The following is a 24292-nucleotide window of genomic DNA, read 5'->3' on the forward strand; positions in this document are numbered from 1 at the left end:
ACGCCGGACGGCACGAGACCCGCGCGGGCGCGGGCCGTGACTAACCCTCAGGACGACGCGGTCGGCAACGCGGTCGGCTCGGCCGTGATGAGGATCGGCAGGTGGTCGCTGCGTCCCTGCGGCAGCGTCGTGATCGTGTCGATGTGGAAGCCGACACTCGTCGCGAAGTCGTAGTGTCCGCGGAAGAACTTGTACCGCGTGTAGGTGCGCGCATCGCTCAGGGTCAGCTCGTATCCCGACTCGCGGACGTGCTGGCCCAGGTTCTCCTTGAACACGGGGTAGTTGTAGTCGCCGACCATGAGGATCGGCAGGTCGGGCCCCAGGCTCGTGAGCTCCTCGAGCGCCGCCTGGATCTGCTTGCGCCGCAGCGCGTTCAGCGCGGTCAGGGGTGCGGCGTGGAAGCTCGCGACGATCAGCTCGCGACCGAGATCGATGTCGTGCAGGCGCACCGCCAGCATCCGCTCCTCCGCAGGCTTGAGCACGCGGTCGTGGAGCGACTTCTTCAGCGCGAGCGAGCGCACCTCCCGGGCGGCGAAGCTGTTGCGGCGGTAGTAGAGGGCCAGCCCCAGACGGTTGCGCGCCGTCGCCTCGGCGAGGTGGAGATCGCCGATCTCCACCGGAAGGTCGCCCGAGACCGCCTCCTGCAGGCACAGGATGTCGGCGCCCGTCGTCTCCACGAGCGCGTCGAGCTCGCCGATCGCCTTGTGCTTGTTGAGGTTGTACGAGATGACCTTCATCCCCCGCCTTCCGTCGCCATCAGCCTAGGCGCGCCTCTTAAGAATCCGCTCCGTCTTGACAACGCGGGCAGGCCGTCAGTCGGCGTCGAGGCGGCGGTGGGCGCGCGTCTGCTCGGCACGGGCCGCGAGCTGATCGTCGGCGGGGTAGCCCACCTCCGTCAGGGTGAGGCCGCGGGCCGCCAGCACCTTCACCTCGCTCGTGCGCACGCCCTCGTCGCGGATCGCGGCGACGTCGGCGACCTCCAGGCGTCCCTCGCCGACGGCGGCGCACGCGCCGACGAGAGCGCGCACCATGCTGTGGCAGAAGGCGTCGGCCCGCACCCGCGCGACCAGGATGCCGCGGTCATCGCGGTGCCATCCGAAGTCGAGCAGCGTGCGGATCGTCGTGGCGCCCTCGCGCCACTTGCAGTAGGCCGCGAAGTCGTGGAGGCCGATGAGGGAGCGGGCCGCGGCATCCATGGCCGCCACGTCGAGAGCGGCCTTGACGGTCGTCGTCCGCACCCTCTCCAGGGGGTCGTATCCGGATTCCCGGTCGGCGATGCGGTACTCGTAGCGTCGCCACACGGCGGAGAAGCGCGCGTCGAAGCCGTCGGCGGCGCGCGCGGTGCGCCGCAGCGCGACGTCGGGGTACGGGCCCAGCACGCCGTTCACGCGGGCGGCGAGCGCCTCGGCCGTCGCCGCCCGGCTCTTCGCGAGGCGCTCCTGCTGGCCCGGTGTGAGGTCCAGATGCGCCACCTGTCCGGAGGCGTGGACGCCGGCATCCGTCCGCCCCGCGACGACCAGTTGGGGGTCGCCGCCGAGGACGCGCGCGATCGCGGCCTCGAGGGTGCCCTGCACGGTGCGCAGGCCCGGCTGACGCGCCCAGCCGCGGAAGGCCGTGCCGTCATAGGCGAGGTCGAGGCGCAGCCGCACGGGGGCCGTGTCGTCGTCGGTCACCGATCGACCCGCTCAGCCGAGAACCGCGTCGACCTCGGCGCGGACGGGCGGATTGGCTCCGGCACGCGAGACCGTGATGCCGGCGGTGACGGCAGCGCGACGCAGCGCCGCCCGGAACACGGCGGCGTCCTCGAACAGGGCGGGGTCGTCGAGGGCGCTCGAGACGAGGCTCGCCATGTAGGCGTCCCCCGCGCCGATCGTGTCGGCGACCGTGACCGGGAGCGCGTCGACCGCGGCGACGCCGCCGGGCCCGAGTCCGATGGCGCCGGATCCCCCGCGGGTCATGACGACGATGCGCGGGCCGTGAGCGGCGATCTGGTGCAGGACGGCCTCGGCGTCCAGACCCGGGTAGAGCCACGCGGCGTCTTCGTCGCTGAGCTTGACGAGGTCCGCGGATGCCGCGGCCTGCGCGAACCGCGCGCGTGCCACCTCGTGACCGCCCACGAGGGCGGGACGGATGTTCGGGTCGAGCGTCACGAGCGACGTCCCGCTGTCGGCGGCGCGGCGCAGCACCTCCAGCACGGCGCTTCCCCCGGGCTCCAGGAACAGCGCGATCGAGCCCGTGTGCACGATGCGGACGTCGTCGGCGGCGAGCGCCGGCACGGCCCAGTCGATGGCGAACTCGTACTCCGCGGAACCGTCGGCGCGCAACCGGGCGCGCGCCGTGGAGGTCGCGGTATCCGTCCACGACGCCTCGTCCACGATCGCTCCCGACGCGGTGATCTGGGCGGCGATCCGCTCGCCGCGCGCATCCCGTCCGAGACGGGTGAGCAGGCGCACGCGGTGCCCCTGACGCGCCACGCCCACCGCGACGTTGGCGGGGCTGCCGCCCACCAGCTCACGGTCGCCGTCCGTCGTCTCCACGATGTCGATCAGGGCCTCGCCGATCACCAGCACATCCGCTTCCATGCCCCCAGTCTGGCAGGACGTCCGCGACCCGCGCGTCACCGGGCGGCCGTGCCTCCGCGACGCGCGCCTGGCGTGTCGCCGCGCGCCGGAACGTACACTGGAGAACCTGCGCGAGCCCGCCCCGTCCGGCCCCGCCGCGCCCGCGCTCTCCCCTCCGGAAACAGCCTCCCCGCCATGACCACACCTTCCGCCCCGCGCTACGCGGGCCTCGACGGCCTGCGTGCCCTCGCCGTGCTGCTCGTGGTCGTCTACCACCTGTTCCCCGCCGGGATGTTGCGCAGCGGGTTCATCGGCGTCGACGTGTTCTTCGTGATCTCCGGCTTCCTGATCACCTCGCTGCTGCTGCGCGAACGGGGATCCACCGGCCGTATCGCGCTGGGCGCTTTCTGGACGCGGCGCGCGCGGCGCCTGCTGCCGGCGCTGGCCGTCGTGGTGGCCACGAGCGCCAGCATCGCGGGCCTCGTCGGCGGCGACGTGCTGCTCGGACTCGGCCGTCAGGTGATCGGCGCGGTCACGTTCTCGTACAACTGGACGTCGATCTCCGCCGGCGCCTCCTACTTCGGCGCCACGCAGCCGGAGCTGCTGCGCAACCTCTGGTCGCTCGCGGTCGAGGAGCAGTTCTACGTGCTGTGGCCGCTGCTGCTGCCGCTGTTCCTGCTGCTGCCGCGCCGGTGGATGCGGACGGCTGTCGCCGCCGTGCTGGCTGCGGCCTCCGTCGCCTGGGCCGTGCAGGTCGTCGGCGCCGGCCCGGGGCTCGCGGGCCTGACCCGCGCCTACTACGGCACCGACACCCACGCCTTCGGGCTGCTCATCGGCGTCGCCCTCGCGTTCGCCCTGGCGGGGCGCACGGCCTGGAGCGCCGCGGCTCGCCCGTCGATCGGCGGGGTCGGCCCCGCGTGGACCGCCGTGGTGGGCGCGGTCAGCGTCGGAGGGATCGTGCTCATCGGCACGATCGCCGACGGCGCGACGGCCTACCCGATCGTGCCGTTGGCGGCGAGCGCCCTGACGGCGGTCGCGATCGCCGCGGCGACGCTCACCGGCTCGTGGTTCGGTCCCGCGCTCGACGTCGCGCCGCTGCGGTGGATCGGCGAGCGCTCCTACGGCATCTATCTGTGGCATTGGCCGGTCGTCGTGCTCCTCACCGTCGCGGTGACGGGCACGTTCGTCGAGGAGACCGTGCCCGTCCCCGTGGGGGTCGCGGCCGCCGTGACGACCCTCGTGCTGTCGGCGGCCTCGTACCGGCTGCTCGAACAGCCGATCCGCCGGCTCGGCTTCCGCGGCGCCGCGTCCGCGTTCGGCCGTCGGCTGCGCTCGACGCCCGCGCGGCGCTTCGGCGCCGTCGCGTCGCTCGGCGTGACCGCGCTGGTGATCGCGGGCACCGCCGCGGCCGTGGCCGCCGCGCCCGCCGTCAGCTCGGGCCAAGCCGTCGTCGAAGCCGGGCAGCGCGCGCTGGATGCGGCATCCACGTCGCCGACCCCTCCGCCGTCGCCGCCGCCGTCCGGCGATCCCGGCGCGACCACGCCCCGCCCCACGCCGACGGTGGGCGCCGACGGCGAGCCCTTGCCCCCGCCCCCGGTGTCGGTGCCCGGCGATCGCGTCACGGCGGTCGGCGACTCGGTCATGCTGGCGTCCGCCGGCGGACTGCTCGAGGAGCTTCCCGGCATCCAGATCGACGCCGAGGTGTCGCGATCGATGTGGGTCGGCAGCGAGATCGTCGACCGGCTCGCCGCGCAGGGGGCGCTGCGCGACTACGTCGTCGTCGGCCTCGGCACCAACGGACCCGTCGACGGCGAGGCGCTCCAGGACATCTACGACAAGGTCGGACGGGACCGCACGCTCGTGCTCGTCAACGCCTTCGCCCCGCGCGACTGGATCGACGGCGTCAACCGCGACCTCGCGGCGTTCGCGGCCGCCCACCCGGGGGTGATCGTCGCCGACTGGTCACAGGCCATCGCGCCGCGCACCGATCTGCTGGCGGGCGACGACATCCACCCGGGCGAGGCGGGCGGGCGCGTCTACGCCGACACCGTCACGACCGCGGTGGATGCCGTGGCCAACCAGCGCGCGCAAGTGCGCTACCAGGTGCAGCTGATCCGCTGGGCCACCACGCGCGCGCTCGCCCCCACCGCGACGCCCTGAGCGAGCCCTGAGCGACGCCCGCCCCGCGGCGGACGGCCCGGACCAGCGGCGAGTCGGGTCAGACGTGGGCGACGAGCGCGACCGCGCGCTCGTCCGCGACGAAACCGAGCCCCTCGTAGAGGGCGTTGGCCCCGGTCGGGCTCGCCGTGTCGACGTCGAGGACGGCCTTCTCCAGGCCGGCGGCGGCGATGGCGCGGAGCGCGTCTGCGACGACGACCGGCGCGAGCCCCTGCCGGCGATGGGCGCGGACGACGCCGATCAGGTCGATGTACGCGTGCGAGGCGCCGAGCATCTCCCAGTCGTCCTCGTTGACCGACGCGAGGCAGAAGGCGGCGATGGCCCCCGAGTCATCGACGACGAGGCGCGAGAGGTCGGGGCGGAAGAACTCCCCGCCGACGAACTTCGCCCACGACTCCGGCGGGCTCGGCAGGCTTCCCCAGTGGTCGCGGAACGCATCGTTGCGGGCGCGACGCGCGTCGTCGTCGCGGTCGTGGGTGTAGGCCACGACGCGCAGTCCGCGGGCCGCGGCATCCGCCGACAGCACCACGTCGGGAAGCGGACGGGCCAGGTCGCGCAGCATCGTGGCGAACCACCGCTCGGCGGCGAAGCCGCGCGCCTCCGCGAGCCGCCGATGGCCCAGGTTGCTCTCCTCCGCGTAGACCTTGAGATCGGCGGTCCACTCCCCCGCCTCCACCGGCGCGAGCGACGGGGCGACCTCGGCGAGCTGCTCGAGCGCGCGGGCGTACTGCCACGCGAACACGGCCGTCCCGATGCCTCGGCGCCACCGTTCGGGCAGCACGGCGCCGGACAGCGACACGGTCAAGGCCCCATCGCGCGCCGGATGCAGGAACGCGCTGCCGTAGGCGATCACCGTGCCCGCGGCATCCACCGCCAGCACCGTGTCGCGGGTGTGGTCGATGTGCGGCAGGTCGAAGGTGTCCGCGACCTCCTGGCGGGGCGTCGTCCACGTCGGGTGGTCGATGCGCTCGGCCGCGACCATGACGGCGTGAAGCGCGTCGATGTCGTCCGCCGTGGCGGTCCGCCAGGCGGCGACCTCGGGATGCCGCGGCGGCAGCGGACCGGCGTCGACACCGGCCTCGCGCTGCAACCGGTGGATGCGCTCGATCAGGGACGTCTCGCTCACCACACCACCGTAGCGGGGCGCAGGACGGTTCGCGGGCCGGCGCCGCGCCGCGCTCCCGCCCCACGCAGCGAGGCCCGCACCCCCGTTCCGGGGTGCGGGCCTCGCGACAGCGTTCGCCTTACTTGGTGGCGTCCTCGGCGGCGGCCTCCGCGGCCGCGCCCTCCTCGGGCGACTCGGCGCCGGCAGCGGCGGCGTCGTCCGTGGCGACCTCGTCAGCGGCGTCCTGAGCCTCGTCGGCCTCGGCGACGGCCTCGGTCGCGGCCTCCTCGGCGGCGTCCTCGTCCTTCGCCGGGGCGGCGACGGGAGCCGCGGCGGCCGACTTCTTGGCCGACTTCGGCTTCGGGTTGACGGGCTCGAGCACGAGCTCGATCACGGCCATGGGGGCGTTGTCGCCCTTGCGGTTGCCGATCTTCGTGATGCGGGTGTAGCCGCCCTCGCGCTCGGCGACGAGCGGAGCGATCTCGGCGAACAGCACGTGCACCGCATCCTTGTTGCCGATGACCGACAGCACGCGACGGCGAGCGTGCAGGTCGCCGCGCTTGGCGAAGGTGACGAGACGCTCGGCGAGCGGACGCAGGCGCTTGGCCTTGGTCTCGGTCGTCGTGATCGACTTGTGCGTGAACAGGGCGGCGGCCAGGTTGGCCAGCAGCAGACGCTCGTGGGCGGGGCCGCCTCCGAGGCGGGGACCCTTGGTTGGCTTGGGCATATCAGTTACTCCAGAGGAAAAGTGTCAGCGAACCGGTCGGGGCCGGAGCGCGCAGAAGGTCTTGCCGGTGCGAGCGCGGAGGCTCAGAGGGCCTCGTCGTCGTAGCCGCCGTAGAAGTGCGCGCCGTCGAACCCGGGGACCGAGTCCTTCAGCGACAGGCCGAGCGAGACGAGCTTGTCGCGCACCTCGTCGACCGACTTCTGACCGAAGTTGCGGATGTTCATCAGCTGCGTCTCGGAGAGGGCGACCAGCTCGGACACCGTGTTGATGCCCTCGCGCTTGAGGCAGTTGTACGAACGCACCGACAGATCGAGGTCCTCGATCGGCATCGACAGCTCGTTGGTGAGCACCTCGGCGACCGGCGCGGGGCCGATCTCGATGCCCTCGGCCTCGACGTTCAGCTCGCGGGCGAGACCGAACAGCTCGGTGAGCGTGCGACCGGCCGACGCGACGGCGTCGCGCGGCGAGATCGACGGCTTGGCCTCGACGTCCAGGACGAGCTTGTCGAAGTCGGTGCGCTCACCGGCACGCGTGGCGTCGACGCGGTACGACACCTTCAGCACGGGCGAGTAGATCGAGTCGATCGGGATCTGACCGGCCTCGGCGTACTCGTTGCGGTTCTGCGTGGCCGACACGTAGCCGCGGCCGCGCTCGATCGTGAGCTCGAGCTCGAACTTCGCCGAGTCGTTGAGCGTCGCGATGACCAGCTCGGGGTTGTGCACCTCGACACCCGCCGGAGCGGAGATGTCGGCGGCGGTGACCTCGCCGGCGCCGGTCTTGCGCAGGTACGCCGTGATCGGCTCGTCGCGCTCGGACGAGACGACGAGCTGCTTGATGTTGAGGATGATCTCGGTGACATCCTCCTTCACACCCGGGATGGTGCTGAACTCGTGCAGCACGCCGTCGATGCGGATGCTGGTGACAGCCGCACCGGGGATCGAGGACAGCAGGCTGCGGCGCAGCGCGTTGCCGATCGTGTAGCCGAAGCCGGGCTCCAGCGGCTCGATGACGAAGCGGCTGCGGAACTCGCCGATCTTCTCCTCGGTCAGAGTGGGACGCTGTGCAATGAGCACTATGTGTTCCTTTCCGTCACGTGCCCGCTATATGACACGTGCGATTGCAAGAGGTGTTGAGTTTTCAAAGACGACGGATGCCGGGTGCCGCCCGCGATGCGGGGGCACCCGGCCCGGAAGTCAGACGCGGCGACGCTTCGGCGGACGGCAGCCGTTGTGCGCCTGCGGGGTGACGTCGGAGATCGACCCCACCTCGAGGCCGGCGGCCTGCAGCGAGCGGATCGCGGTCTCGCGGCCCGAACCCGGGCCCTTCACGAAGACGTCCACCTTCTTGACGCCGTGCTCGGCGGCCTGGCGGGCGGCCGACTCGGCAGCCATGCCGGCGGCGTACGGGGTCGACTTGCGCGAGCCCTTGAAGCCCACCCCACCCGAGGACGCCCAGCTGATGACGGCGCCCGAGGGGTCGGTGATCGAGACGATCGTGTTGTTGAACGTCGACTTGATGTGGGCCTGGCCCAGCGCGATGTTCTTCTTTTCCTTGCGGCGCGGCTTGCGCGCAGCGGTCTTGGCCTGTGCCATGTGTCTGTTCTCCTAAACCTGTACCGGGGGCCGCGCTTACTTGCGGCCGGCCTTCTTCTTGCCGGCGACGGTGCGCTTCGGGCCCTTGCGGGTACGCGCGTTGGTCTTGGTGCGCTGACCGCGCACCGGAAGGCCGCGGCGGTGGCGCAGACCCTCGTACGAGCCGATCTCGACCTTGCGGCGGATGTCGGCGGCGACCTCGCGGCGCAGGTCACCCTCCACCTTGTAGTTGCCTTCGATGTAGTCGCGCAGGGCGACCAGCTGGTCGTCGGTGAGGTCCTTGACGCGGATCGACTCGTCGATCTCGGTGGCCTTGAGGATCTCGACCGAACGCGTACGGCCGATGCCGTAGATGTAGGTGAGGGCGATCACCACGCGCTTGTCGCGCGGGATGTCGACGCCGGCAAGACGTGCCATGCGGGTTCTCCTAGGAGTAGTGGAGGTGTGGAACAGGATCGGTGCCCGGGCCTCCGCCCGAGGTGTCCCCTCCGAAGAGGTTCTGACCCTGCAATGTGCTGACCGTTGCCGGTCGGTGTGCGAGCGTCGCGTCGCCCCCGACCATCCGGTCGTCGAGCGAGCGCAGCGAGTCGAAACGCGCCGTTCGCGGACCATCCGGTCGTTGAGCGAGCGCAGCGAGTCGAAACGCGCCGTTCGCGGTATGGAGTTGTGTCTTCGTACTGAGGTGTCGAATCGGCCCTGCGGGCCTCGCTCACCCTTGAGTCGCGAGCGACTCAGCCCTGGCGCTGCTTGTGACGCGGGTTCGACTTGCAGATGACCATGACGCGACCGTGGCGACGGATGACCTTGCAGTGGTCGCAGATGGGCTTGACGGAGGGGTTGACCTTCATGATGTTTCCTGTTCGCTGTCTTCGAGTCGCGCAGATGCCGCAGCATCCGCCCGCTCGTTACTTCTCGACCGGTCTAGCGGTAGCGATAGACGATGCGACCGCGCGTGAGGTCGTAGGGCGAGAGCTCCACGACGACGCGGTCTTCGGGGATGATGCGGATGTAGTTCTGCCGCATCTTGCCGGAGATCGTGGCGAGAACCTTGTGTCCGTTCGTGAGCTCAACGCGGAACATCGCGTTGGGCAGCGCCTCGGACACGACGCCCTCGATTTCGATGACACCGTCTTTCTTAGCCATAGCCTCGCTGACGCTTGAGCAGACCGGTCGGTCTGCGGTGAGTGGGATGTGGTGCGGCGACACGCCAATGAAGGCGCAAGGCACCAAAGATTCAGTGTACGTGATAGGGGGCCGGACGGCAAACTGCCGTCCGGCCCCCTCCCCGTCGTCGCGGTGCTTACTGGAACAGCGTCGCGAACTGGCCCTTGGCAGGGATGGTCTGGTTGGCGATGACGGTGCCGTTGACGGCCAGCGTCGGTGTGCCGATGCCGCTGGAGCCGGGCTGCACCGGCGTCTTCTCTGTCATGGCCGCCACGAACTTCGTGTACGTGCCGTCGGAGACGCAGGAGTCGATGCCCGTCACCCCGACGCTGGAGGCGACATCGAGGATCTGCTGGTCGGTGAGACCCGTGGAGTTCTCCTCCGGCTGCGCCTTGAAGAGGGCCTGCATGAAGGTCACGGCCTTGTCGGGATCGGCCTCGGCGACGCAGTACATCGCGTTCGCGGCTCGCGTCGAGTACTTCGTCCCCTGCGAGTAGCGGTCGAGGATCGAGATGGGGTGGATGTTGAGCGTGATCGTGCCGTTGTTGGCGAGATCGAGGATCTCGTCGCCGTAGGTCTGCTCGAACTGGTTGCAGATGGGGCACATGAAGTCGATGTAGGTGTCGAGCGTCTGCGAGCCCGAGCCGACCACGACGGCGCCGGTCTCCTGGTTGATGCCCGATCCGGAGGGAGCCGTGCCCGGGTCGGTCGCCGCGCGGTTCATCCACACGACCAGTGCGACCACGAGGGCGACGATGACGACCACCGCCACGCTCACCCAGATCGCGAACCAGTTCTTCCTGCCTGCCGCTGCCTGCGCCATAGCCCGATGCCTCTCCTCGCCGCGGCCCACGCCGCCGTCGTTCTATCTTCCCCCACTCCCCCCTATGCGTTCCCCGTGAACTCCGTTACCTCGCGGCCGCCATCCCCTGTCCGGACCGCCCATCCGCGGACCGCACACCGCGTGCCGGTTCGCGCGCGGCGTGGCGGTTCGCGGAAGGGGGCGGGGTCAGCGGGGCGGATACACCGAGAACGCCGCCAGACGCCGGCCGAGGGCGGCGGCCGAGGTGGCGTGCGCCTTGCCCCACCGCGCGAACCGCCTGTTCGTCGTCCCCCGGATCCAGTCCTCCCGCATCTTCTCGTCGAGAACCGCCTGGGCGATGTCGACGCCGTCGCCGCGCAGCCGCGGATCGAGGTACTTGCCCTCTCCGTCATACTCTCCCCAGGCTGCGGCATCGTCGAGCCCGAAGTCCGCGTAGTACGTGCCGCCCCTCGGAGCGGGGATCGGTACCTGCAGCCGCGGCGCGGCGAATCCGAGCTCCCGCAGATACAGACGACTGACACTCTCCCCGGGCGACGCCGCGCGGCCGTCCGCGAGGTCGAGGATCCGCCGCGCCCGGCGCACGCCGCGGCCGCCCCGCGGCACGCGCGACGCGATGCGCGCCCGAAGGGATGCCGCGGCATCCTCGTCGTAGCGCCCCGTCGCCGGATCGTGGGCTTCGATCCGCAGGGCCGCATCGGCGAGGGCGAGTCCGGACTCCTCGGAGACTCCGCGCAGCGTGTCCGCCACGGTGCGGGGCAGCGATGTACAGCGCAGTGCGTCGCGTTCGACGATGTCGTCGTCGGGCACGGCGACCTCATGCCGCGCCACGAGCGGGTTCGACGCCCGCACGTGCCCGCTCGCCGACCGACCGCTGAGGTGGACGCGCTCGGGCTCGAGCCGGAAGAGCGGCAGTCCCCACAGGACGGCGGCCGCCGTGTGCGAGTACACGAGGGACGAGCCGCCGCGCCGGCGCTCCTCGGCCGCGACGACGCGCATCAGCTGACGGCCTTCCGCGTAGGCGCTCCGCCAGTGCGCGGCATCCGCGTACCACCCCTGGTCGACGCGGATCAGCGTGCCCGCCCGTACCCGGGAGGTGATGTCCCGCGTGGTCAGTCCCGCCGCCTCCAGATCCGCGCGCGATCGGAGCGCGGCTCGAGCGTGTTCCGTGAGCATGCCGCCCACCCTGCCGCGCGCCGCCTCTCCCCGGACGCACGCACCCCCGCCCCGTGCACAATCCCCCTCTCCTCCCACCTGTGGAGGACATCCCACCCCTCTGCCGAGCCGCTACTGGGCGGCCGAGCCGACACGGTTCGTGCGGTCCGGCGCGTGGCGGCTCGACCGCGGCGTAGCGGCTCGCGGGTGCGGGGGGGTGTTAGGGGATGGGGGTGGGGGTCACGTTGAAGGGGGCGAGGGATGCGGCGCCGCCGTCGGCGGCGGTCAGCACCCAGATGCCGCCCTCGTGCACGGCGACGCTGTGCTCCCAGTGACAGCCGTCGCTGCCGTCGACGGTCGTGACGGTCCAGTCGTCGTCCTCGACGTACGTCTGGTCCGAGCCGCCCGTGACCATGGGCTCGATCGCGAGGCACAGGCCCGGCCGCACGGCGGGACCGAGGTCGTCGACCCGGTAGTTGAAGACGGTCGGGCCCTCGTGCATCCGGCGCCCGATGCCGTGACCGACGTAGTCGCGCAGGATGCCGTAGCCCTCGCCGGAGCGCTCGATGTAGCCCTGCACGGCGTCGCCGATCTCGCCGACCCGTGCCGCGGACGCGAGCGCCGCGACGCCCGCCCAGAGCGATCCCTCCGTGACCGCCGACAAGCGCTCGCGCGCGGCCCGCACACCCGGGTCGCCCCCGGGCACCACGACCGTGATCGCCGAGTCGCCGTTCCAGCCCTTGAACTGCGCGCCGGCGTCGATCGAGACGATGTCACCCGGCTCCAGCACGCGCCCGCCGGGGATGCCGTGGACGACCTGGTCGTTGACGGAGATGCAGGTCGTGTGCCGGTACCCGCGCACCAGCTGGAAGTTCGACTCGGCACCGCGGGCGACGATGACATCGGATGCCGCGGCATCCAGCTCTGCCGTCGTCACACCGGGGGCGACCAGCGCACGGACCGCGTCGAGCGCGGCGGCGGTGATGAGTCCCGGCTCGACCATCGAGCGCAGCTGCGCAGGGGTCTTGTACAGGGAGCGGCGCAGCCCCATCAGAGCGCGGCGGCCGTGATGCCGCGCTCCGTCAGCGCGGCGGTAATGCGTGCGTAGACCTCGTCCAACGTGCCGACGCCGTCGATCTGGTCGACGATGCCGCGCTGGCGGTACACGTCGAGGATCGGGGCCGTCTCGGACTCGTAGATCGCTAGGCGCTTGGCGATCGACTCCTCGTTGTCGTCCGCGCGGCCCTGCTCGGTCGCGCGCAGCGACAGACGCTGGATCGACTCCTCGCGCGGCACGACCAGCTCGATGACCGCGGTCAGCGGCTCGTCGCGCGCGTCGAGGAACGCGTCGAGGTCGCCGACCTGACCGAGGTTGCGCGGGTAGCCGTCGAGCAGGAAGCCCGCCGCAGCATCCGGCTGCGCCAGCCGGTCGCGGACGATCTCGCCCGTCAGCTCGTCGGGCACCAGATCGCCGGCGTCGATGATGGCCTTGACCTTCAGACCCAGCTCGGTGCCGTCCTTCACGTTGGCGCGGAAGACGTCGCCCGTCGAGACGGCGGGGATGCCGAGGGCCTCGGCCACCCGCACGCCCTGCGTGCCCTTGCCGGAGCCCTGCGGGCCGATGATGAGCAGTCGCGCAGCGGTCATCGCAGCAGCCCTTCGTAGTGGCGCTGCTGCAGCTGCGCGTCGATCTGCTTGACCGTCTCCAGACCCACACCGACGATGATGAGGATCGACGCGCCGCCGAACGGGAAGTTCTGGTTGGCGCTGACGGTGGCAAGCGCCACGAGCGGCAGCAACGCGATGAGACCGAGGTAGATCGAGCCCGGCAGCGTGATGCGCGTCAGGACGTAGTCGAGATACTCCGCCGTGGGGCGACCGGCCCGGATGCCGGGGATGAAGCCGCCGTACTTCTTCATGTTGTCGGCGACCTCGACGGGGTTGAAGGTGATCGCGACGTAGAAGTAGGTGAAGCCGACGATGAGCAGGAAGTACAGCAGCATGTAGAGCGGGTGATCGCCCTTCGTGAGGTACTGCTGGATCCAGGTCACCCAGCCCGGGATGTTGCCGTTCGCGTCGGGCGTCTGGTTGAACTGGGCGATCAGCGCGGGGATGTACAGCAGCGACGAGGCGAAGATGACCGGGACGACACCCGCCATGTTCACCTTGATCGGGATGTACGTGTTCGTCCCACCGAGCGTGCGCCGGCCGACCATCCGCTTCGCGTACTGCACCGGGATGCGCCGCTGGGACTGCTCGACGAACACCACGAGGGCCACGACGACGATGCCGACCGCGAGCACCAGGAGGAAGACCTCGAAGCCGCGCGAGGTGGCGATGGCCCACATCGCGGCCGGGAACTGCGCCGCGATCGAGGTGAAGATGAGGATCGACATGCCGTTGCCGACGCCGCGCTCGGTGACGAGCTCGGCGAACCACATGATGAGGCCGGTGCCGGCGGTCAGCGTGATGATCATCAGCAGCTGCGCCCACCACACGTCGTTGGTCAGCAGGGCGTTGCACTCCGCGATGCCCGTCGTGCCGAACAGCTGACCGGAGCGGGCCACCGTGACCAGCGTGGTCGACTGCAGCAGCGCGAGCGCGATCGTGAGGTAGCGGGTGTACTGCGTGAGGCGGGCCTGACCGGACTGCCCCTCCTTGTACAGCGCCTCGAAGTGGGGGATGACGACGCGCAGCAGCTGCACGATGATCGTCGCCGTGATGTAGGGCATGACCCCCAGGGCGAAGATCGACAGCTGCAGGAGGGCGCCGCCGGAGAAGAGGTTGACCAGGGAGAGCAGGCCCTCACTGGCCGATCCGGTCTGCTGCAGGCAGGACTGGACGTTCGGGAAGCTCACGAAGGGCGCCGGGATGTGCGCACCGAGGCGGTAGATGGCGATGATCGCGAGAGTGAAGCCGATCTTCCGCCGGAGGTCCGGGGTGCGGAAGACCCGCGCGATGGCGCTGACGGCGCTGAACAAAAGGATTTCCTCCAGTGAGCTGACCGGTGTCTCGAGACGCGTCCGAGGACACCGCTTCCAGAGTACGGCAACAGGGGCCGGAGGCTCGCCTCCGGCCCCTGCCGTGGAATTACTTGACCGAACCGCCCGCGGCGACGATCTTCTGCTCGGCCGAACCCGAGACCTTGTCGACCGCGACGGTGAGCCTGACCGAGATGTCTCCGGTGCCGAGCACCTTGACCTTCTCGTTCTTGCGCACGGCGCCCTTCGCGACCAGGTCGCTCACGGTGACGTCGCCACCGGCCGGGTACAGCTCGGCGAGCTTGTCGAGGTTGACCACCTGGTACTCGACGCGGAACGGGTTCTTGAACCCGCGCAGCTTCGGCGTACGCATGTGCAGCGGCATCTGGCCGCCCTCGAAGCCGATCTTGACCTGGTAGCGGGCCTTGGTGCCCTTGGTGCCACGGCCCGCGGTCTTACCCTTCGAGCCCTCACCACGACCGACACGGGTCTTCGCGGTGTTGGAGCCCGGGACGGGACGCAGGTGGTGCACCTTCAGCACACCGGGACGCGACGCCTCGGCATCCGCCTTCTTGGCGGGAGCCTTCTTCGCGGCCGGCTTGGCCGCAGCCTTGGCGGGAGCCTTCTCGGCGGTCTTCTTGGCAGCCGGCTTGGCGGCGGCCTTCTTCTCGACGACCTCTTCGGTCGCCTTCTCAGCCTTGTCGGCCATCAGTCGATCTCCTCAACCTTGACGAGGTGGGCGACGGTCTTGACGTAACCGCGCGTCTGCGCGTCGTCGGGACGGACGACCGAGTCGCCGATCCGCTTCAGGCCGAGCGAACGCAGCGTGTCACGCTGGTTCTGCTTCTCGCTCACCTTGGACTTGATCTGGGTCACCTTGAGACGCGCGGCCATCAGGCACCTCCCTTTGCAGCGGCCGCGGCGTCAGCCTCGGCACGGATCAGACGGGCGGGAGCCACCTGGTCGAAGTCGAGACCACGACGGGCGGCGACCGCGCGGGGCTCCTCGAGCTGCTTCAGCGCCTCGACGGTCGCGTGCACGATGTTGATCGTGTTCGACGAGCCGAGGGACTTGGAGAGCACGTCGTGGATGCCGGCGCACTCGAGCACGGCGCGAACCGGACCACCGGCGATGACACCGGTACCGGCGGCAGCCGGACGCAGGAGCACGACACCGGCAGCGGCCTCGCCCTGCACCGGGTGCGGGATCGACGAGCCGGTGCGGGGCACGCGGAAGAAGTTGCGCTTGGCCTCTTCGACACCCTTGGAGATGGCGAGGGGGACCTCACGCGCCTTGCCGTAGCCGACGCCGACGAGACCGTTGCCGTCACCCACGACGACGAGCGCCGTGAAGCTGAAGCGACGACCGCCCTTGACGACCTTCGACACGCGGTTGATCGTCACGACGCGCTCGAGGAACTGGCTCTTCTCGGCGTCGCGCGAACCGCGGTCGCGGTTGGGGTTGCGCTCGCGTCCGCCGCGGCGGGGCTCGCGGGCCTCGCGCTCGACGGGAGCGGTGGCCGCAGCCTGCTCGGTCACTTCGTTCTCCACATTCTGAGTAGTTGCATCGCTCACAGGTTCAGACCTCCCTCGCGGGCGCCCTCGGCGATCGCTGCGACACGGCCCGCGTAGCGGTTGCCACCGCGGTCGAACACGACGTCCGAGAAGCCGGCCGCCTTCGCACGCTCGGCGACGAGCTCGCCGACCTTGCGCGCCTTCGCGGTCTTGTCACCGTCGAACGTGCGCAGGTCCGACTCGAGGGTCGACGCCGACGCGACGGTCACGCCCTTGCTGTCGTCCACGAGCTGGACGAAGACGTGGCGGGCCGAACGGGTGACGACCAGGCGCGGACGGGCCTCGGTGCCCACGACCTTCTTGCGAAGGCGCAGGTGACGACGCGAACGCGCGTCGCTCTTCGACTTGACAGCCATGATTACTTACCAGCCTTTCCGGCCTTGCGGCGAACGACCTCGCCCGCGTAGCGCACACCCTTGCCCTTGTACGGCTCGGGCTTGCGGATCTTGCGGATGTTCGCGGCGGCCTCACCCACGGCCTGCTTGGAGATACCGCTGACGGTGAGCTTGTTGTTGCCCTCGACGGTCAGCGTGATGCCGGCCGGCGCCTCGACGAGCACCGGGTGCGAGAAGCCGAGCGCGAACTCGACCGCCGTGCCCTTCTGTGCGACGCGGTAACCGGTGCCGACGACCTCGAGGCCCTTGGTGTAGCCCTCGGTCACGCCGATGATGTTGTTGTTGATCAGGGTGCGGGTCAGCCCGTGCAGCGAACGCGACTCGCGCTCGTCGTCGGGGCGGGAGACCAGGACCTGGTTCTCCTCGACCTTGACCTCGATGGGCTTGGAGACGGAGAGCGCGAGCTCGCCCTTCGGGCCCTTGACGGTGACGTCCTGGCCGTCCACCGAAACGGTGACGCCGGCGGGGATGTCGATGGGAAGACGTCCGATACGCGACATGTCAGATCACCACACGTAGGCGAGGACTTCCCCACCCACGCCCTTCTGCTCTGCCTGACGGTCGGTGAGAAGACCGGAGGAGGTGGACAGGATCGCGACGCCGAGGCCGCCGAGGACCTTGGGGATCTCGGTCGAGCGTGCGTACACGCGCAGACCGGGCTTCGAGACGCGCTTGATGCCGGCGATCGACCGCTCGCGGTTCGGGCCGTACTTGAGCGTCAGGGTGAGGGTCTGACCGACACGGGCGTCGGAGACCTCCCAGCCGGAGATGTAGCCCTCCTGCTGGAGGATCTCGGCGATGTGGGTCTTGAGCTTGGAGCTCGGCAGCGACACGGAGTCGTGGTGCGCCGAGTTCGCGTTGCGCAGACGGGTCAGCATGTCAGCGACCGGGTCTGTCATCGTCATTTCTTGGTGTCCTTTGTTCAGCGGTTTCGGATGCCGTTACACGACAGCCGACCTTCTTGATGGTCCGACCGGAGCGGTCGGGGGTGGGTCAGGCCTGGTTCTCGTCCGTCTTGAACGGGAAGCCCAGCTGGCGCAGCAGCGACCGGCCCTCGGCATCCGTCTTCGCCGTGGTGACGATCGTGATGTCGAAGCCGCGGACGCGGTCGATCTTGTCCTGGTTGATCTCGTGGAAGACCGACTGCTCCTGCAGACCGAACGTGTAGTTGCCGTGTCCGTCGAACTGCTTCGGGGACAGACCGCGGAAGTCGCGGATGCGCGGCAGCGCCAGGTTCACGAGACGGTCCAGGAACTCCCACGCGCGGTCACCGCGGAGGGTGACGTGCGCGCCGATGGCCTGGCCCTCGCGCAGCTTGAACTGGGCGATGGACTTGCGGGCCTTCGTGACGACCGGCTTCTGGCCGGTGATCTTGGTGAGGTCGTCGACGGCGCCATCGATCACCTTGGAGTCACGAGCAGCCTCGCCGACACCGGTGTTCACGACGACCTTGACGATCCCGGGGATCTGCATGACGTTGGCGTAGCCGAACTCGTCCTGCAGGGCCTTCTTGATCTCGCCCTGGTACTTCTGCTTCAGGCGGGGCTGGATCTTGCCAGCCGCCGCGGCAGTGGTGGTGCTCATGTTCAGAGGTCCTTGCCGCTCTTCTTCGCGTAGCGCACACGGACGGTGCGCTTCACGCCGTCCTTCGTCTGCTCCTCGACACGGTGACCGACCTTGGTCGGCTTCTTGGTCGAGGGGTCGACGAGGGCGACGTTGGAGATGTGGATCGGGGCTTCCATCGTCTCGATGCCGCCCGTCTTGGTGCCGCGCTGGGACTGGCCCACACGGTTGTGCTTCGTGACGTAGTTGACGCCCTCGACGATGACACGGTTCTGCTCGACGATGACGTCGAGAACCTTGCCCTGCTTGCCGCGGTCGCCGCCCTTGTCCTGCTTCTTGCCAGTGATGACCTGAACCAGGTCACCCTTCTTGATCTTGGCCATGAGGGTCAGATCACCTCCGGTGCGAGCGAGACGATCTTCATGAACTTCTTGTCGCGAAGCTCACGACCGACCGGTCCGAAGATGCGGGTGCCGCGGGGCTCCCCGTCGTTCTTCAGGATGACGGCGGCGTTCTCGTCGAACTTGATGTACGAACCGTCGGCACGACGGGTCTGCTTGACGGTACGGACGACGACGGCCTTGACCACGTCGCCCTTCTTGACGTTGCCGCCGGGGATCGCGTCCTTGACGGTCGCGACGATGATGTCGCCGAGACCGGCGTAGCGGCGGTTGGAGCCGCCGAGCACGCGGATCGTGAGCAGCTCCTTGGCGCCGGTGTTGTCGGCGACCTTGAGGCGGGACTCAGTCTGGATCATTTCTTACTTCGCCTTCTCGAGGATCTCGACCAGGCGCCACCGCTTGGTGGCGCTCAGCGGCCGGGTCTCGTTGATGAGCACGAGGTCGCCGATGCCGGCGCTGTTCTGCTCGTCGTGGGCCTTGACCTTCGACGTGCGGCGGATGACCTTGCCGTAGAGCGGGTGCTTCACGCGGTCCTCGACCTCGACGACGATCGTCTTGTCCATTTTGTCGCTCACGACGTAGCCACGACGCGACTTGCGGTAGCCACGGGCGTCGGCGTCGCGCACGTCGTGCGCAGCCGACTCGTGACCGGCGACGGGCGCCTCGACGACGGCCTCGGCGGCCGGCGCCTTCTTGGCGGCCTTCTTCTCGGTGGTCTCAGCCATCACTCGGCCTCTTCCTTCGTGGCCTCGGCAGCGTCATCCGCCTTCTTGGCCTTGGTCTTCTTCGCCTTGGTCGCGACCTCGACGGGCGCAGGCGTGGCACGGATGCCCAGCTCGCGCTCGCGGATCACGGTGTAGAGCCGCGCGATGTCGCGCTTGACGGCGCGGATGCGGCCGTGGCTCTCGAGCTGGCCCGTGGCCGACTGGAAGCGCAGGTTGAACAGCTCTTCCTTGGCCTTGCGCAGCTCCTCGACGAGGCGCTGGTCCTCGAACGTGTCCAGCTCGCTGGGAGCGAGCGTCTTGGTTCCGACGGCCATTACGCGTCGCCCTCCTCGCGCTTGATGATGCGTGCCTTCAGGGGCAGCTTGTGGATTGCACGGGTGAGGGCCTCACGAGCGAGCTGCTCGTTGACGCCCGCGACCTCGAAGAGGACGCGACCCGGCTTGACGTTGGCGACCCACCACTCCGGCGAACCCTTACCGGAACCCATGCGGGTTTCGGCCGGCTTCTTGGTGAGCGGACGGTCGGGGTAGATGTTGATCCACACCTTGCCACCGCGCTTGATGTGACGGGTCATCGCGATACGAGCGGACTCGATCTGACGGTTCGTCACGTACGCGGGGGTGAGGGCCTGGATGCCGAACTCGCCGAAGGAGACCTTCGTGCCGCCGGTGGCCTGGCCCGCGCGGCCCGGGTGGTGCTGCTTGCGGTACTTGACCTTACGGGGAATAAGCATTATGCCGATGCTCCTTCTGCGACGGGCGCCTCGTTGCGGGGCGCGCGACGACGGTCGCCACCACGGTCGTCACGACCGCGGGGTGCCTTCGGCGCGTTCGCCTGCTCGCGCGCGAGCTCCTTGTTGGTGAGGTCGCCCTTGTAGATCCAGACCTTCACGCCGATGCGGCCGAAGGTGGTCTTGGCCTCGTAGAAGCCGTAGTCGATGTTCGCGCGCAGCGTGTGCAGCGGCACACGACCCTCGCGGTAGAACTCCGAGCGGCTCATCTCCGCGCCGCCGAGGCGGCCGGAGACCTGGATGCGGATGCCCTTGGCACCGGCGCGCTGCGCGCCCTGCAGGCCCTTGCGCATCGCGCGGCGGAACGCCACGCGGGCGGAGAGCTGCTCGGCGATGCCCTGGGCGACCAGCTGGGCGTCGGCCTCGGGGTTCTTGACCTCGAGGATGTTCAGCTGGATCTGCTTGCCGGTGAGCTTCTCGAGGTCGGCGCGGATGCGCTCGGCCTCGGCGCCGCGGCGACCGATCACGATGCCCGGGCGGGCGGTGTGGATGTCGACGCGGACGCGGTCACGCGTGCGCTCGATCTCGATGCCGCTCACGCCGGCGCGGTCCAGCTGCGTCTGCAGGAGCTTGCGGATCTTGATGTCCTCGGCCACGTAGTCGGCGTAACGCTGTCCCGGCTTCGTGGAGTCGGAGAACCAACGCGACACGTGGTCCGTGGTGATGCCGAGGCGGAAGCCGTAGGGGTTGACCTTCTGTCCCATTACTTGCTCGCCTTCTTGCTGGTCTCGGCAACCTCGGGGGTCGCGAGCTGGATGGTGATGTGGCTCGTGCGCTTCTTGATCTGGAAGGCACGACCCTGGGCGCGGGGGCGGAAGCGCTTGAGCGTCGACCCCTCGTCCACGTACGCGTTGGCCACGTACAGGTCCTGCTCGTCCAGGAACTCGCTGTCCTTGTCGGCCTTCACCCGGGCGTTGGCGATCGCCGACTCCACGAGCTTGTAGATCGGCTCACTGGCAGCCTGCGGGGCGAACTTCAGGATGGCCAGGGCCTCCTGAGCCTGCTTGCCCTTGATCAGCGCGACGACACGACGAGCCTTCTGAGGGGTCACGCGGATGTGCTTGACGCGTGCGATGGATTCCACCATTTCTCTCCTCCTCTAGTCCTCTCTGGAACGCCACCGCGTCAGCGGCGGCGACCCTTCTTGTCGTCCTTCTCGTGGCCGCGGAAGGTGCGGGTGGGCGCGAACTCGCCCAGCTTGTGACCGACCATGGTCTCGGACACGAACACGGGGATGTGCTTGCGTCCGTCGTGCACGGCGATGGTGTGTCCCAGCATGGCGGGGATGATCATCGAACGGCGCGACCAGGTCTTGATGACGTTCTTGGTGCCGGCATCGTTCTGCGAGACGACCTTGCGAAGCAGGTGCTCGTCGACGAAGGGGCCCTTCTTCAGGCTGCGAGGCATCTTCCTCTACTCCTACTTGCGCTTCTTGCCGGCGTTGCGACGGCGGACGATGTACTTGTCGCTTTCCTTGTTGGCGTGGCGGGTGCGACCCTCAGCCTGGCCCCAAGGAGAGACGGGGTGACGTCCACCGGACGTCTTGCCCTCACCACCACCGTGCGGGTGGTCGACCGGGTTCATCGCGACACCACGGACGGTCGGGCGCACGCCCTTCCAGCGCTTGCGGCCGGCCTTGCCCCAGTTGATGTTGGACTGCTCGGCGTTGCCGACCTCGCCGATCGTGGCGCGGCAGCGCGCGTCGACGTTGCGGATCTCGCCCGACGGCAGACGGAGCTGCGCGTAGGGGCCGTCCTTGGCGACCAGACGCACCGAGGCGCCGGCCGAGCGCGCCATCTTCGCGCCGCCGCCGGGGCGGAGCTCGATGGCGTGGATGACCGTACCGGTGGGGATGTTCTTCAGCGGCAGGTTGTTGCCCGGCTTGATGTCGGCGCCCGGACCGGACTCGACGACGTCGCCCTGCTGCAGCTTGTTCGGCGCGAGGATGTAACGCTTCTCGCCGTCCACGTAGTGCAGCAGCGCGATGCGCGCGGTGCGGTTGGGGTCGTACTCAATGTGAGCGACCTTGGCGTCGACGCCGTCCTTGTCGTTGCGACGGAAGTCGATGACACGGTACTGGCGCTTGTGGCCGCCACCGATGTGGCGGGTGGTGATGCGGCCCTGGTTGTTGCGGCCACCGGTCTTCGACAGCGGGCGCAGCAGCGACTTCTCAGGCGTCGATCGCGTGATCTCGGCGAAGTCTGCCACCGACGAACCGCGGCGACCCGGGGTCGTGGGCTTGTACTTGCGAATAGCCATGTTGGTTGTCCTCTATCCCAGCTGTCAGCCGACGGCCGTGAAGATGTCGATGGTGCCCGACTTCAGCGTGACGATGGCGCGCTTGGTGTCCTTGCGCTTGCCGGTGCCGAAGCGGGTGCGGCGGGCCTTGCCCGTGCGGTTGAGCGTGTTGACCGCGGCGACCTTGACGCCGAAGATCTTCTCGATCGCGAGCTTGATCTCGGTCTTCGAGGCGCGCGGGTCCACCAGGAAGGTGTACTTGCCCTCGTCGATGAGCCCGTAGCTCTTCTCCGAGACGACCGGCTTCAGGATGATGTCGCGCGGGTCCTTGTTGACGGAGACGTTCATGCCGAGACCTCCTCGGTGGTGGCGCTCTTCGACGCGACGAACGCGTCGTAGGCGGCCTTGGTGAAGACGATGTCGTCGGAGACGAGAACGTCGTAGGCGTTCAGCTGGTCGAACGTGAGCACGTGGACGTACGCGAGGTTGCGCACGCTCTTGACGCTCAGCTCGTCGCCGCGCTCGATGACGACCAGGACGTTCTTGGTCGGCGCGAGCTCGGCGAGGACGGCCGCAGCGGCCTTGGTCGACGGGGCGCCCTCGATGCCGAACGAGTCGACGACGTGGAGGCGGCCACCGCGAGCACGGTCGCTCAGCGCGCCCAGCAGGGCGGCGGCGATCATCTTCTTGGGGGTGCGCTGGGCGTAGTCGCGCGGCTTCGGGCCGTGGACGATGCCACCACCGGTCATGTGCGGCGCGCGGATCGAGCCCTGACGGGCGTTACCCGTGCCCTTCTGCTTGAAGGGCTTGCGGCCGGCACCCGAGACCTCGCCACGACGCTTGGTCGAGTGCGTGCCCTGGCGAGCCGCGGCGAGCTGCGCCACGACGACCTGGTGGATGAGGGGGATGTTCGTCTTGACGTCGAACAGCGCGGCGGGCAGCTCGACCGAGCCGGCCTTCTTGCCGTTGGGGCTGTGGACGTCGAGCGCGAGAGTCGAGTCAGCCATGATCAGGCACCCTTCACTGCGTTGCGGACGTAGACGATGCGGCCGCGCGCACCGGGGACGGCGCCCTTGACGAGCAGCAGACCCTTCTCGGCGTCGACGGCGTGCACCGTGAGGTTGAGGACGGTCACGCGCTCGCCACCCATACGGCCGGCCATGCGCATGCCCTTGAAGACGCGGCTCGGCGTCGACGAGGCGCCGATCGAGCCGGGCTTGCGGTGGTTGCGGTGCGCACCGTGCGAGGCGGAGACGCCCTTGAAGTTGTGGCGCTTCATGACACCCGCGGTGCCCTTGCCCTTGCTGGTGCCGACGACGTCGACCAGCTGGCCGGCCTCGAAGGTGGCGTCCACGGTGAGCTCCTGACCGAGTGAGTAGTCAGCGGCATCCGCGGTGCGCACCTCGGTGAGGTGGCGGCGAGGGGTCACGCCGGCGGCCTCGAAGTGGGCCGTCAGGGGCTGGTTGACCTTGCGCGGGTCGATCTGGCCGTAGGCGATCTGGACGGCGTTGTAGCCGTCGCGCTCCGGCGTGCGCACCTGGGTGACCACGTTGGGGGCCACCTCGATGACGGTGACGGGAACGAGCTTGCCGTTCTCGTCCCAGACCTGGGTCATGCCGAGCTTCGTGCCGAGCAGGCCCTTGGAAACCTTTTCGTTGATGTGTGCCATGACCGGGACCTCAGAGCTTGATCTCGATGTTGACGTCGGCCGGGAGGTCGAGGCGCATCAGCGAGTCGACGGCCTTGGGCGTCGGGTCGATGATGTCGATCAGACGCTTGTGGGTGCGCATCTCGAAGTGCTCGCGGCTGTCCTTGTACTTGTGGGGCGACCGGATGACGCACACGACGTTCTTCTCGGTCGGAAGGGGCACGGGGCCCACGACGGTGGCGCCTGCGCGGGTCACCGTGTCGACGATCTTGCGCGCCGACGTGTCGATGACCTCGTGGTCATACGACTTCAGGCGAATGCGGATCTTCTGTCCCGCCATTGTCTGCTCACTCTCTTTCTCGCGTCGTACCTCGGGGGCATTGGACGCACAGGGCACAGGGTTGTGCCGGGCACTTGCGCACCACTGTTCTGATGTCAGTCCCGACCGCCGCGCGCACGCGCACGGATCCCGTTTCCGGGTGGAGTCGGATTGTCGTGTTCTGCTGCCCGCGGCCTAGGTCACTGCGCGTTCTCGTGGAGAGGATGCGCCGCCTATGCACTGCCCTGGCAGTGATCCCGCGCCGCGCTTTCGCGCACGCAGGAATGTGGAACTGGTCTAGTCTACGTGCCTCCCGGGCGTGTCGCAAACCCGGGCGTGTCGCGCACGGCGCGCGG

At 69.4% G+C, this 24292-nt stretch carries 36 protein-coding genes; 1 reads left to right on the plus strand and 35 read right to left on the minus strand.

What is annotated here, in order from left to right; all coding sequences use genetic code 11:
• Window positions 1-47 precede the first annotated feature (47 nt).
• The 3 genes from MHO01S_RS04350 to MHO01S_RS04360 form a co-directional block, all read right to left on the minus strand.
• A complete protein-coding gene (locus tag MHO01S_RS04350) occupies window positions 48-737 on the minus strand; it encodes an endonuclease/exonuclease/phosphatase family protein (protein WP_060960272.1) in 690 nt (229 codons plus the stop codon).
• Window positions 738-812: 75 nt separating this feature from the next.
• Window positions 813-1649, minus strand: coding sequence for a tRNA pseudouridine(38-40) synthase TruA (gene truA / locus MHO01S_RS04355; RefSeq protein WP_061781900.1), 837 nt, complete (start codon window positions 1647-1649; stop codon window positions 813-815).
• Between the two features lie 36 nt (window positions 1650-1685).
• A complete protein-coding gene (locus tag MHO01S_RS04360; RefSeq protein ID WP_060960271.1) occupies window positions 1686-2582 on the minus strand; it encodes a carbohydrate kinase family protein in 897 nt (298 codons plus the stop codon).
• A 174-nt stretch (window positions 2583-2756) separates the two neighbouring features.
• On the opposite strand from MHO01S_RS04360, the gene MHO01S_RS04365 reads away from it, so the two are divergent.
• Window positions 2757-4721: an acyltransferase family protein gene (locus MHO01S_RS04365; protein WP_061781881.1), complete on the plus strand. Its 1965-nt coding sequence runs from the start codon at window positions 2757-2759 to the stop codon at window positions 4719-4721.
• A 58-nt stretch (window positions 4722-4779) separates the two neighbouring features.
• On the opposite strand, the gene MHO01S_RS04370 is transcribed toward MHO01S_RS04365, so the two are convergent.
• The 32 genes from MHO01S_RS04370 to rpsJ form a co-directional block, all read right to left on the minus strand.
• Entirely contained in the window at window positions 4780-5865 is a 1086-nt protein-coding gene (locus MHO01S_RS04370) for a GNAT family N-acetyltransferase (RefSeq protein WP_255266061.1), read from the minus strand.
• 118 nt (window positions 5866-5983) lie between these two features.
• Window positions 5984-6571, minus strand: a complete 588-nt coding sequence (gene rplQ, locus MHO01S_RS04375; RefSeq protein WP_060960268.1) for a 50S ribosomal protein L17 — start codon at window positions 6569-6571, stop codon at window positions 5984-5986.
• A gap of 83 nt (window positions 6572-6654) precedes the next feature.
• Complete coding sequence (locus MHO01S_RS04380) at window positions 6655-7644, minus strand: DNA-directed RNA polymerase subunit alpha (protein ID WP_005050489.1); 990 nt, start codon at window positions 7642-7644, stop codon at window positions 6655-6657.
• Between the two features lie 120 nt (window positions 7645-7764).
• A complete protein-coding gene (gene rpsK / locus MHO01S_RS04385; protein ID WP_005050490.1) occupies window positions 7765-8163 on the minus strand; it encodes a 30S ribosomal protein S11 in 399 nt (132 codons plus the stop codon).
• A gap of 36 nt (window positions 8164-8199) precedes the next feature.
• Window positions 8200-8580 carry a 30S ribosomal protein S13 gene (gene rpsM / locus MHO01S_RS04390; protein ID WP_060960267.1) on the minus strand — a complete coding sequence of 127 codons (381 nt, stop codon included), beginning with the start codon at window positions 8578-8580 and terminating at the stop codon, window positions 8200-8202.
• 314 nt (window positions 8581-8894) lie between these two features.
• Window positions 8895-9011: a 50S ribosomal protein L36 gene (gene rpmJ, locus MHO01S_RS04395; protein ID WP_005050492.1), complete on the minus strand. Its 117-nt coding sequence runs from the start codon at window positions 9009-9011 to the stop codon at window positions 8895-8897.
• Between the two features lie 73 nt (window positions 9012-9084).
• Window positions 9085-9306, minus strand: coding sequence for a translation initiation factor IF-1 (infA, locus tag MHO01S_RS04400; protein ID WP_005050493.1), 222 nt, complete (start codon window positions 9304-9306; stop codon window positions 9085-9087).
• 157 nt (window positions 9307-9463) lie between these two features.
• Complete coding sequence (locus tag MHO01S_RS04405) at window positions 9464-10150, minus strand: DsbA family protein (RefSeq protein ID WP_060960266.1); 687 nt, start codon at window positions 10148-10150, stop codon at window positions 9464-9466.
• A gap of 186 nt (window positions 10151-10336) precedes the next feature.
• A complete protein-coding gene (locus tag MHO01S_RS04410; protein WP_060960265.1) occupies window positions 10337-11323 on the minus strand; it encodes a hypothetical protein in 987 nt (328 codons plus the stop codon).
• A gap of 199 nt (window positions 11324-11522) precedes the next feature.
• Window positions 11523-12353, minus strand: a complete 831-nt coding sequence (map, locus tag MHO01S_RS04415) for a type I methionyl aminopeptidase (RefSeq protein ID WP_060960264.1) — start codon at window positions 12351-12353, stop codon at window positions 11523-11525.
• The gene (locus MHO01S_RS04420; protein ID WP_060960263.1) at window positions 12353-12949 is read right to left on the minus strand and encodes an adenylate kinase; all 597 of its coding nucleotides are present in this window, start codon (window positions 12947-12949) and stop codon (window positions 12353-12355) included. Before MHO01S_RS04420 ends, map begins: the two co-directional genes overlap by 1 nt.
• Window positions 12946-14283: a preprotein translocase subunit SecY gene (gene secY, locus MHO01S_RS04425; protein WP_060960262.1), complete on the minus strand. Its 1338-nt coding sequence runs from the start codon at window positions 14281-14283 to the stop codon at window positions 12946-12948. The genes MHO01S_RS04420 and secY overlap by 4 nt, the downstream gene beginning before the upstream one ends.
• Window positions 14284-14392: 109 nt before the next feature.
• Window positions 14393-14992 carry a 50S ribosomal protein L15 gene (gene rplO / locus MHO01S_RS04430; RefSeq protein ID WP_060960261.1) on the minus strand — a complete coding sequence of 200 codons (600 nt, stop codon included), beginning with the start codon at window positions 14990-14992 and terminating at the stop codon, window positions 14393-14395.
• Window positions 14992-15177: a 50S ribosomal protein L30 gene (gene rpmD, locus MHO01S_RS04435; protein WP_060960260.1), complete on the minus strand. Its 186-nt coding sequence runs from the start codon at window positions 15175-15177 to the stop codon at window positions 14992-14994. The genes rplO and rpmD overlap by 1 nt, the downstream gene beginning before the upstream one ends.
• Window positions 15177-15821 (minus strand): 30S ribosomal protein S5, encoded by a 645-nt coding sequence (gene rpsE, locus MHO01S_RS04440; protein WP_223848740.1) that lies wholly within the window; start codon window positions 15819-15821, stop codon window positions 15177-15179. The genes rpmD and rpsE overlap by 1 nt, the downstream gene beginning before the upstream one ends.
• 32 nt (window positions 15822-15853) lie before the next feature.
• The gene (gene rplR / locus MHO01S_RS04445; protein WP_005050501.1) at window positions 15854-16213 is read right to left on the minus strand and encodes a 50S ribosomal protein L18; all 360 of its coding nucleotides are present in this window, start codon (window positions 16211-16213) and stop codon (window positions 15854-15856) included.
• 2 nt (window positions 16214-16215) lie between these two features.
• Entirely contained in the window at window positions 16216-16752 is a 537-nt protein-coding gene (rplF, locus tag MHO01S_RS04450; protein ID WP_060960258.1) for a 50S ribosomal protein L6, read from the minus strand.
• Between the two features lie 6 nt (window positions 16753-16758).
• Complete coding sequence (gene rpsH / locus MHO01S_RS04455; RefSeq protein WP_005050503.1) at window positions 16759-17157, minus strand: 30S ribosomal protein S8; 399 nt, start codon at window positions 17155-17157, stop codon at window positions 16759-16761.
• A gap of 88 nt (window positions 17158-17245) precedes the next feature.
• Window positions 17246-17836, minus strand: coding sequence for a 50S ribosomal protein L5 (gene rplE, locus MHO01S_RS04460; RefSeq protein ID WP_060960257.1), 591 nt, complete (start codon window positions 17834-17836; stop codon window positions 17246-17248).
• Between the two features lie 2 nt (window positions 17837-17838).
• Window positions 17839-18198, minus strand: a complete 360-nt coding sequence (gene rplX, locus MHO01S_RS04465; protein WP_060960256.1) for a 50S ribosomal protein L24 — start codon at window positions 18196-18198, stop codon at window positions 17839-17841.
• Window positions 18199-18203: 5 nt separating this feature from the next.
• Entirely contained in the window at window positions 18204-18572 is a 369-nt protein-coding gene (gene rplN / locus MHO01S_RS04470) for a 50S ribosomal protein L14 (RefSeq protein ID WP_018171454.1), read from the minus strand.
• A 3-nt stretch (window positions 18573-18575) separates the two neighbouring features.
• Window positions 18576-18941: a 30S ribosomal protein S17 gene (rpsQ, locus tag MHO01S_RS04475; protein WP_060960255.1), complete on the minus strand. Its 366-nt coding sequence runs from the start codon at window positions 18939-18941 to the stop codon at window positions 18576-18578.
• Window positions 18941-19255, minus strand: coding sequence for a 50S ribosomal protein L29 (rpmC, locus tag MHO01S_RS04480; protein WP_060960254.1), 315 nt, complete (start codon window positions 19253-19255; stop codon window positions 18941-18943). The genes rpsQ and rpmC overlap by 1 nt, the downstream gene beginning before the upstream one ends.
• Window positions 19255-19674, minus strand: a complete 420-nt coding sequence (gene rplP / locus MHO01S_RS04485) for a 50S ribosomal protein L16 (protein WP_016463572.1) — start codon at window positions 19672-19674, stop codon at window positions 19255-19257. The genes rpmC and rplP overlap by 1 nt, the downstream gene beginning before the upstream one ends.
• Complete coding sequence (rpsC, locus tag MHO01S_RS04490) at window positions 19674-20435, minus strand: 30S ribosomal protein S3 (protein ID WP_005050510.1); 762 nt, start codon at window positions 20433-20435, stop codon at window positions 19674-19676. Before rpsC ends, rplP begins: the two co-directional genes overlap by 1 nt.
• Complete coding sequence (rplV, locus tag MHO01S_RS04495) at window positions 20435-20818, minus strand: 50S ribosomal protein L22 (protein ID WP_005050511.1); 384 nt, start codon at window positions 20816-20818, stop codon at window positions 20435-20437. Before rplV ends, rpsC begins: the two co-directional genes overlap by 1 nt.
• A gap of 38 nt (window positions 20819-20856) precedes the next feature.
• Window positions 20857-21138: a 30S ribosomal protein S19 gene (gene rpsS / locus MHO01S_RS04500; protein ID WP_005050512.1), complete on the minus strand. Its 282-nt coding sequence runs from the start codon at window positions 21136-21138 to the stop codon at window positions 20857-20859.
• Between the two features lie 12 nt (window positions 21139-21150).
• Entirely contained in the window at window positions 21151-21990 is an 840-nt protein-coding gene (rplB, locus tag MHO01S_RS04505; protein WP_060960253.1) for a 50S ribosomal protein L2, read from the minus strand.
• Between the two features lie 24 nt (window positions 21991-22014).
• Window positions 22015-22317, minus strand: a complete 303-nt coding sequence (gene rplW / locus MHO01S_RS04510; RefSeq protein WP_060960252.1) for a 50S ribosomal protein L23 — start codon at window positions 22315-22317, stop codon at window positions 22015-22017.
• Window positions 22314-22976 carry a 50S ribosomal protein L4 gene (gene rplD / locus MHO01S_RS04515; RefSeq protein ID WP_060960251.1) on the minus strand — a complete coding sequence of 221 codons (663 nt, stop codon included), beginning with the start codon at window positions 22974-22976 and terminating at the stop codon, window positions 22314-22316. Before rplD ends, rplW begins: the two co-directional genes overlap by 4 nt.
• A 2-nt stretch (window positions 22977-22978) precedes the next feature.
• Window positions 22979-23638, minus strand: a complete 660-nt coding sequence (rplC, locus tag MHO01S_RS04520) for a 50S ribosomal protein L3 (RefSeq protein ID WP_060960250.1) — start codon at window positions 23636-23638, stop codon at window positions 22979-22981.
• Between the two features lie 10 nt (window positions 23639-23648).
• Window positions 23649-23957, minus strand: coding sequence for a 30S ribosomal protein S10 (gene rpsJ / locus MHO01S_RS04525; protein WP_005050520.1), 309 nt, complete (start codon window positions 23955-23957; stop codon window positions 23649-23651).
• Between the last annotated feature and the right edge of the window lie 335 nt (window positions 23958-24292).

The organism is Microbacterium hominis NBRC 15708 (genome assembly GCF_001592125.1).
Lineage (GTDB): Bacteria > Actinomycetota > Actinomycetes > Actinomycetales > Microbacteriaceae > Microbacterium > Microbacterium hominis.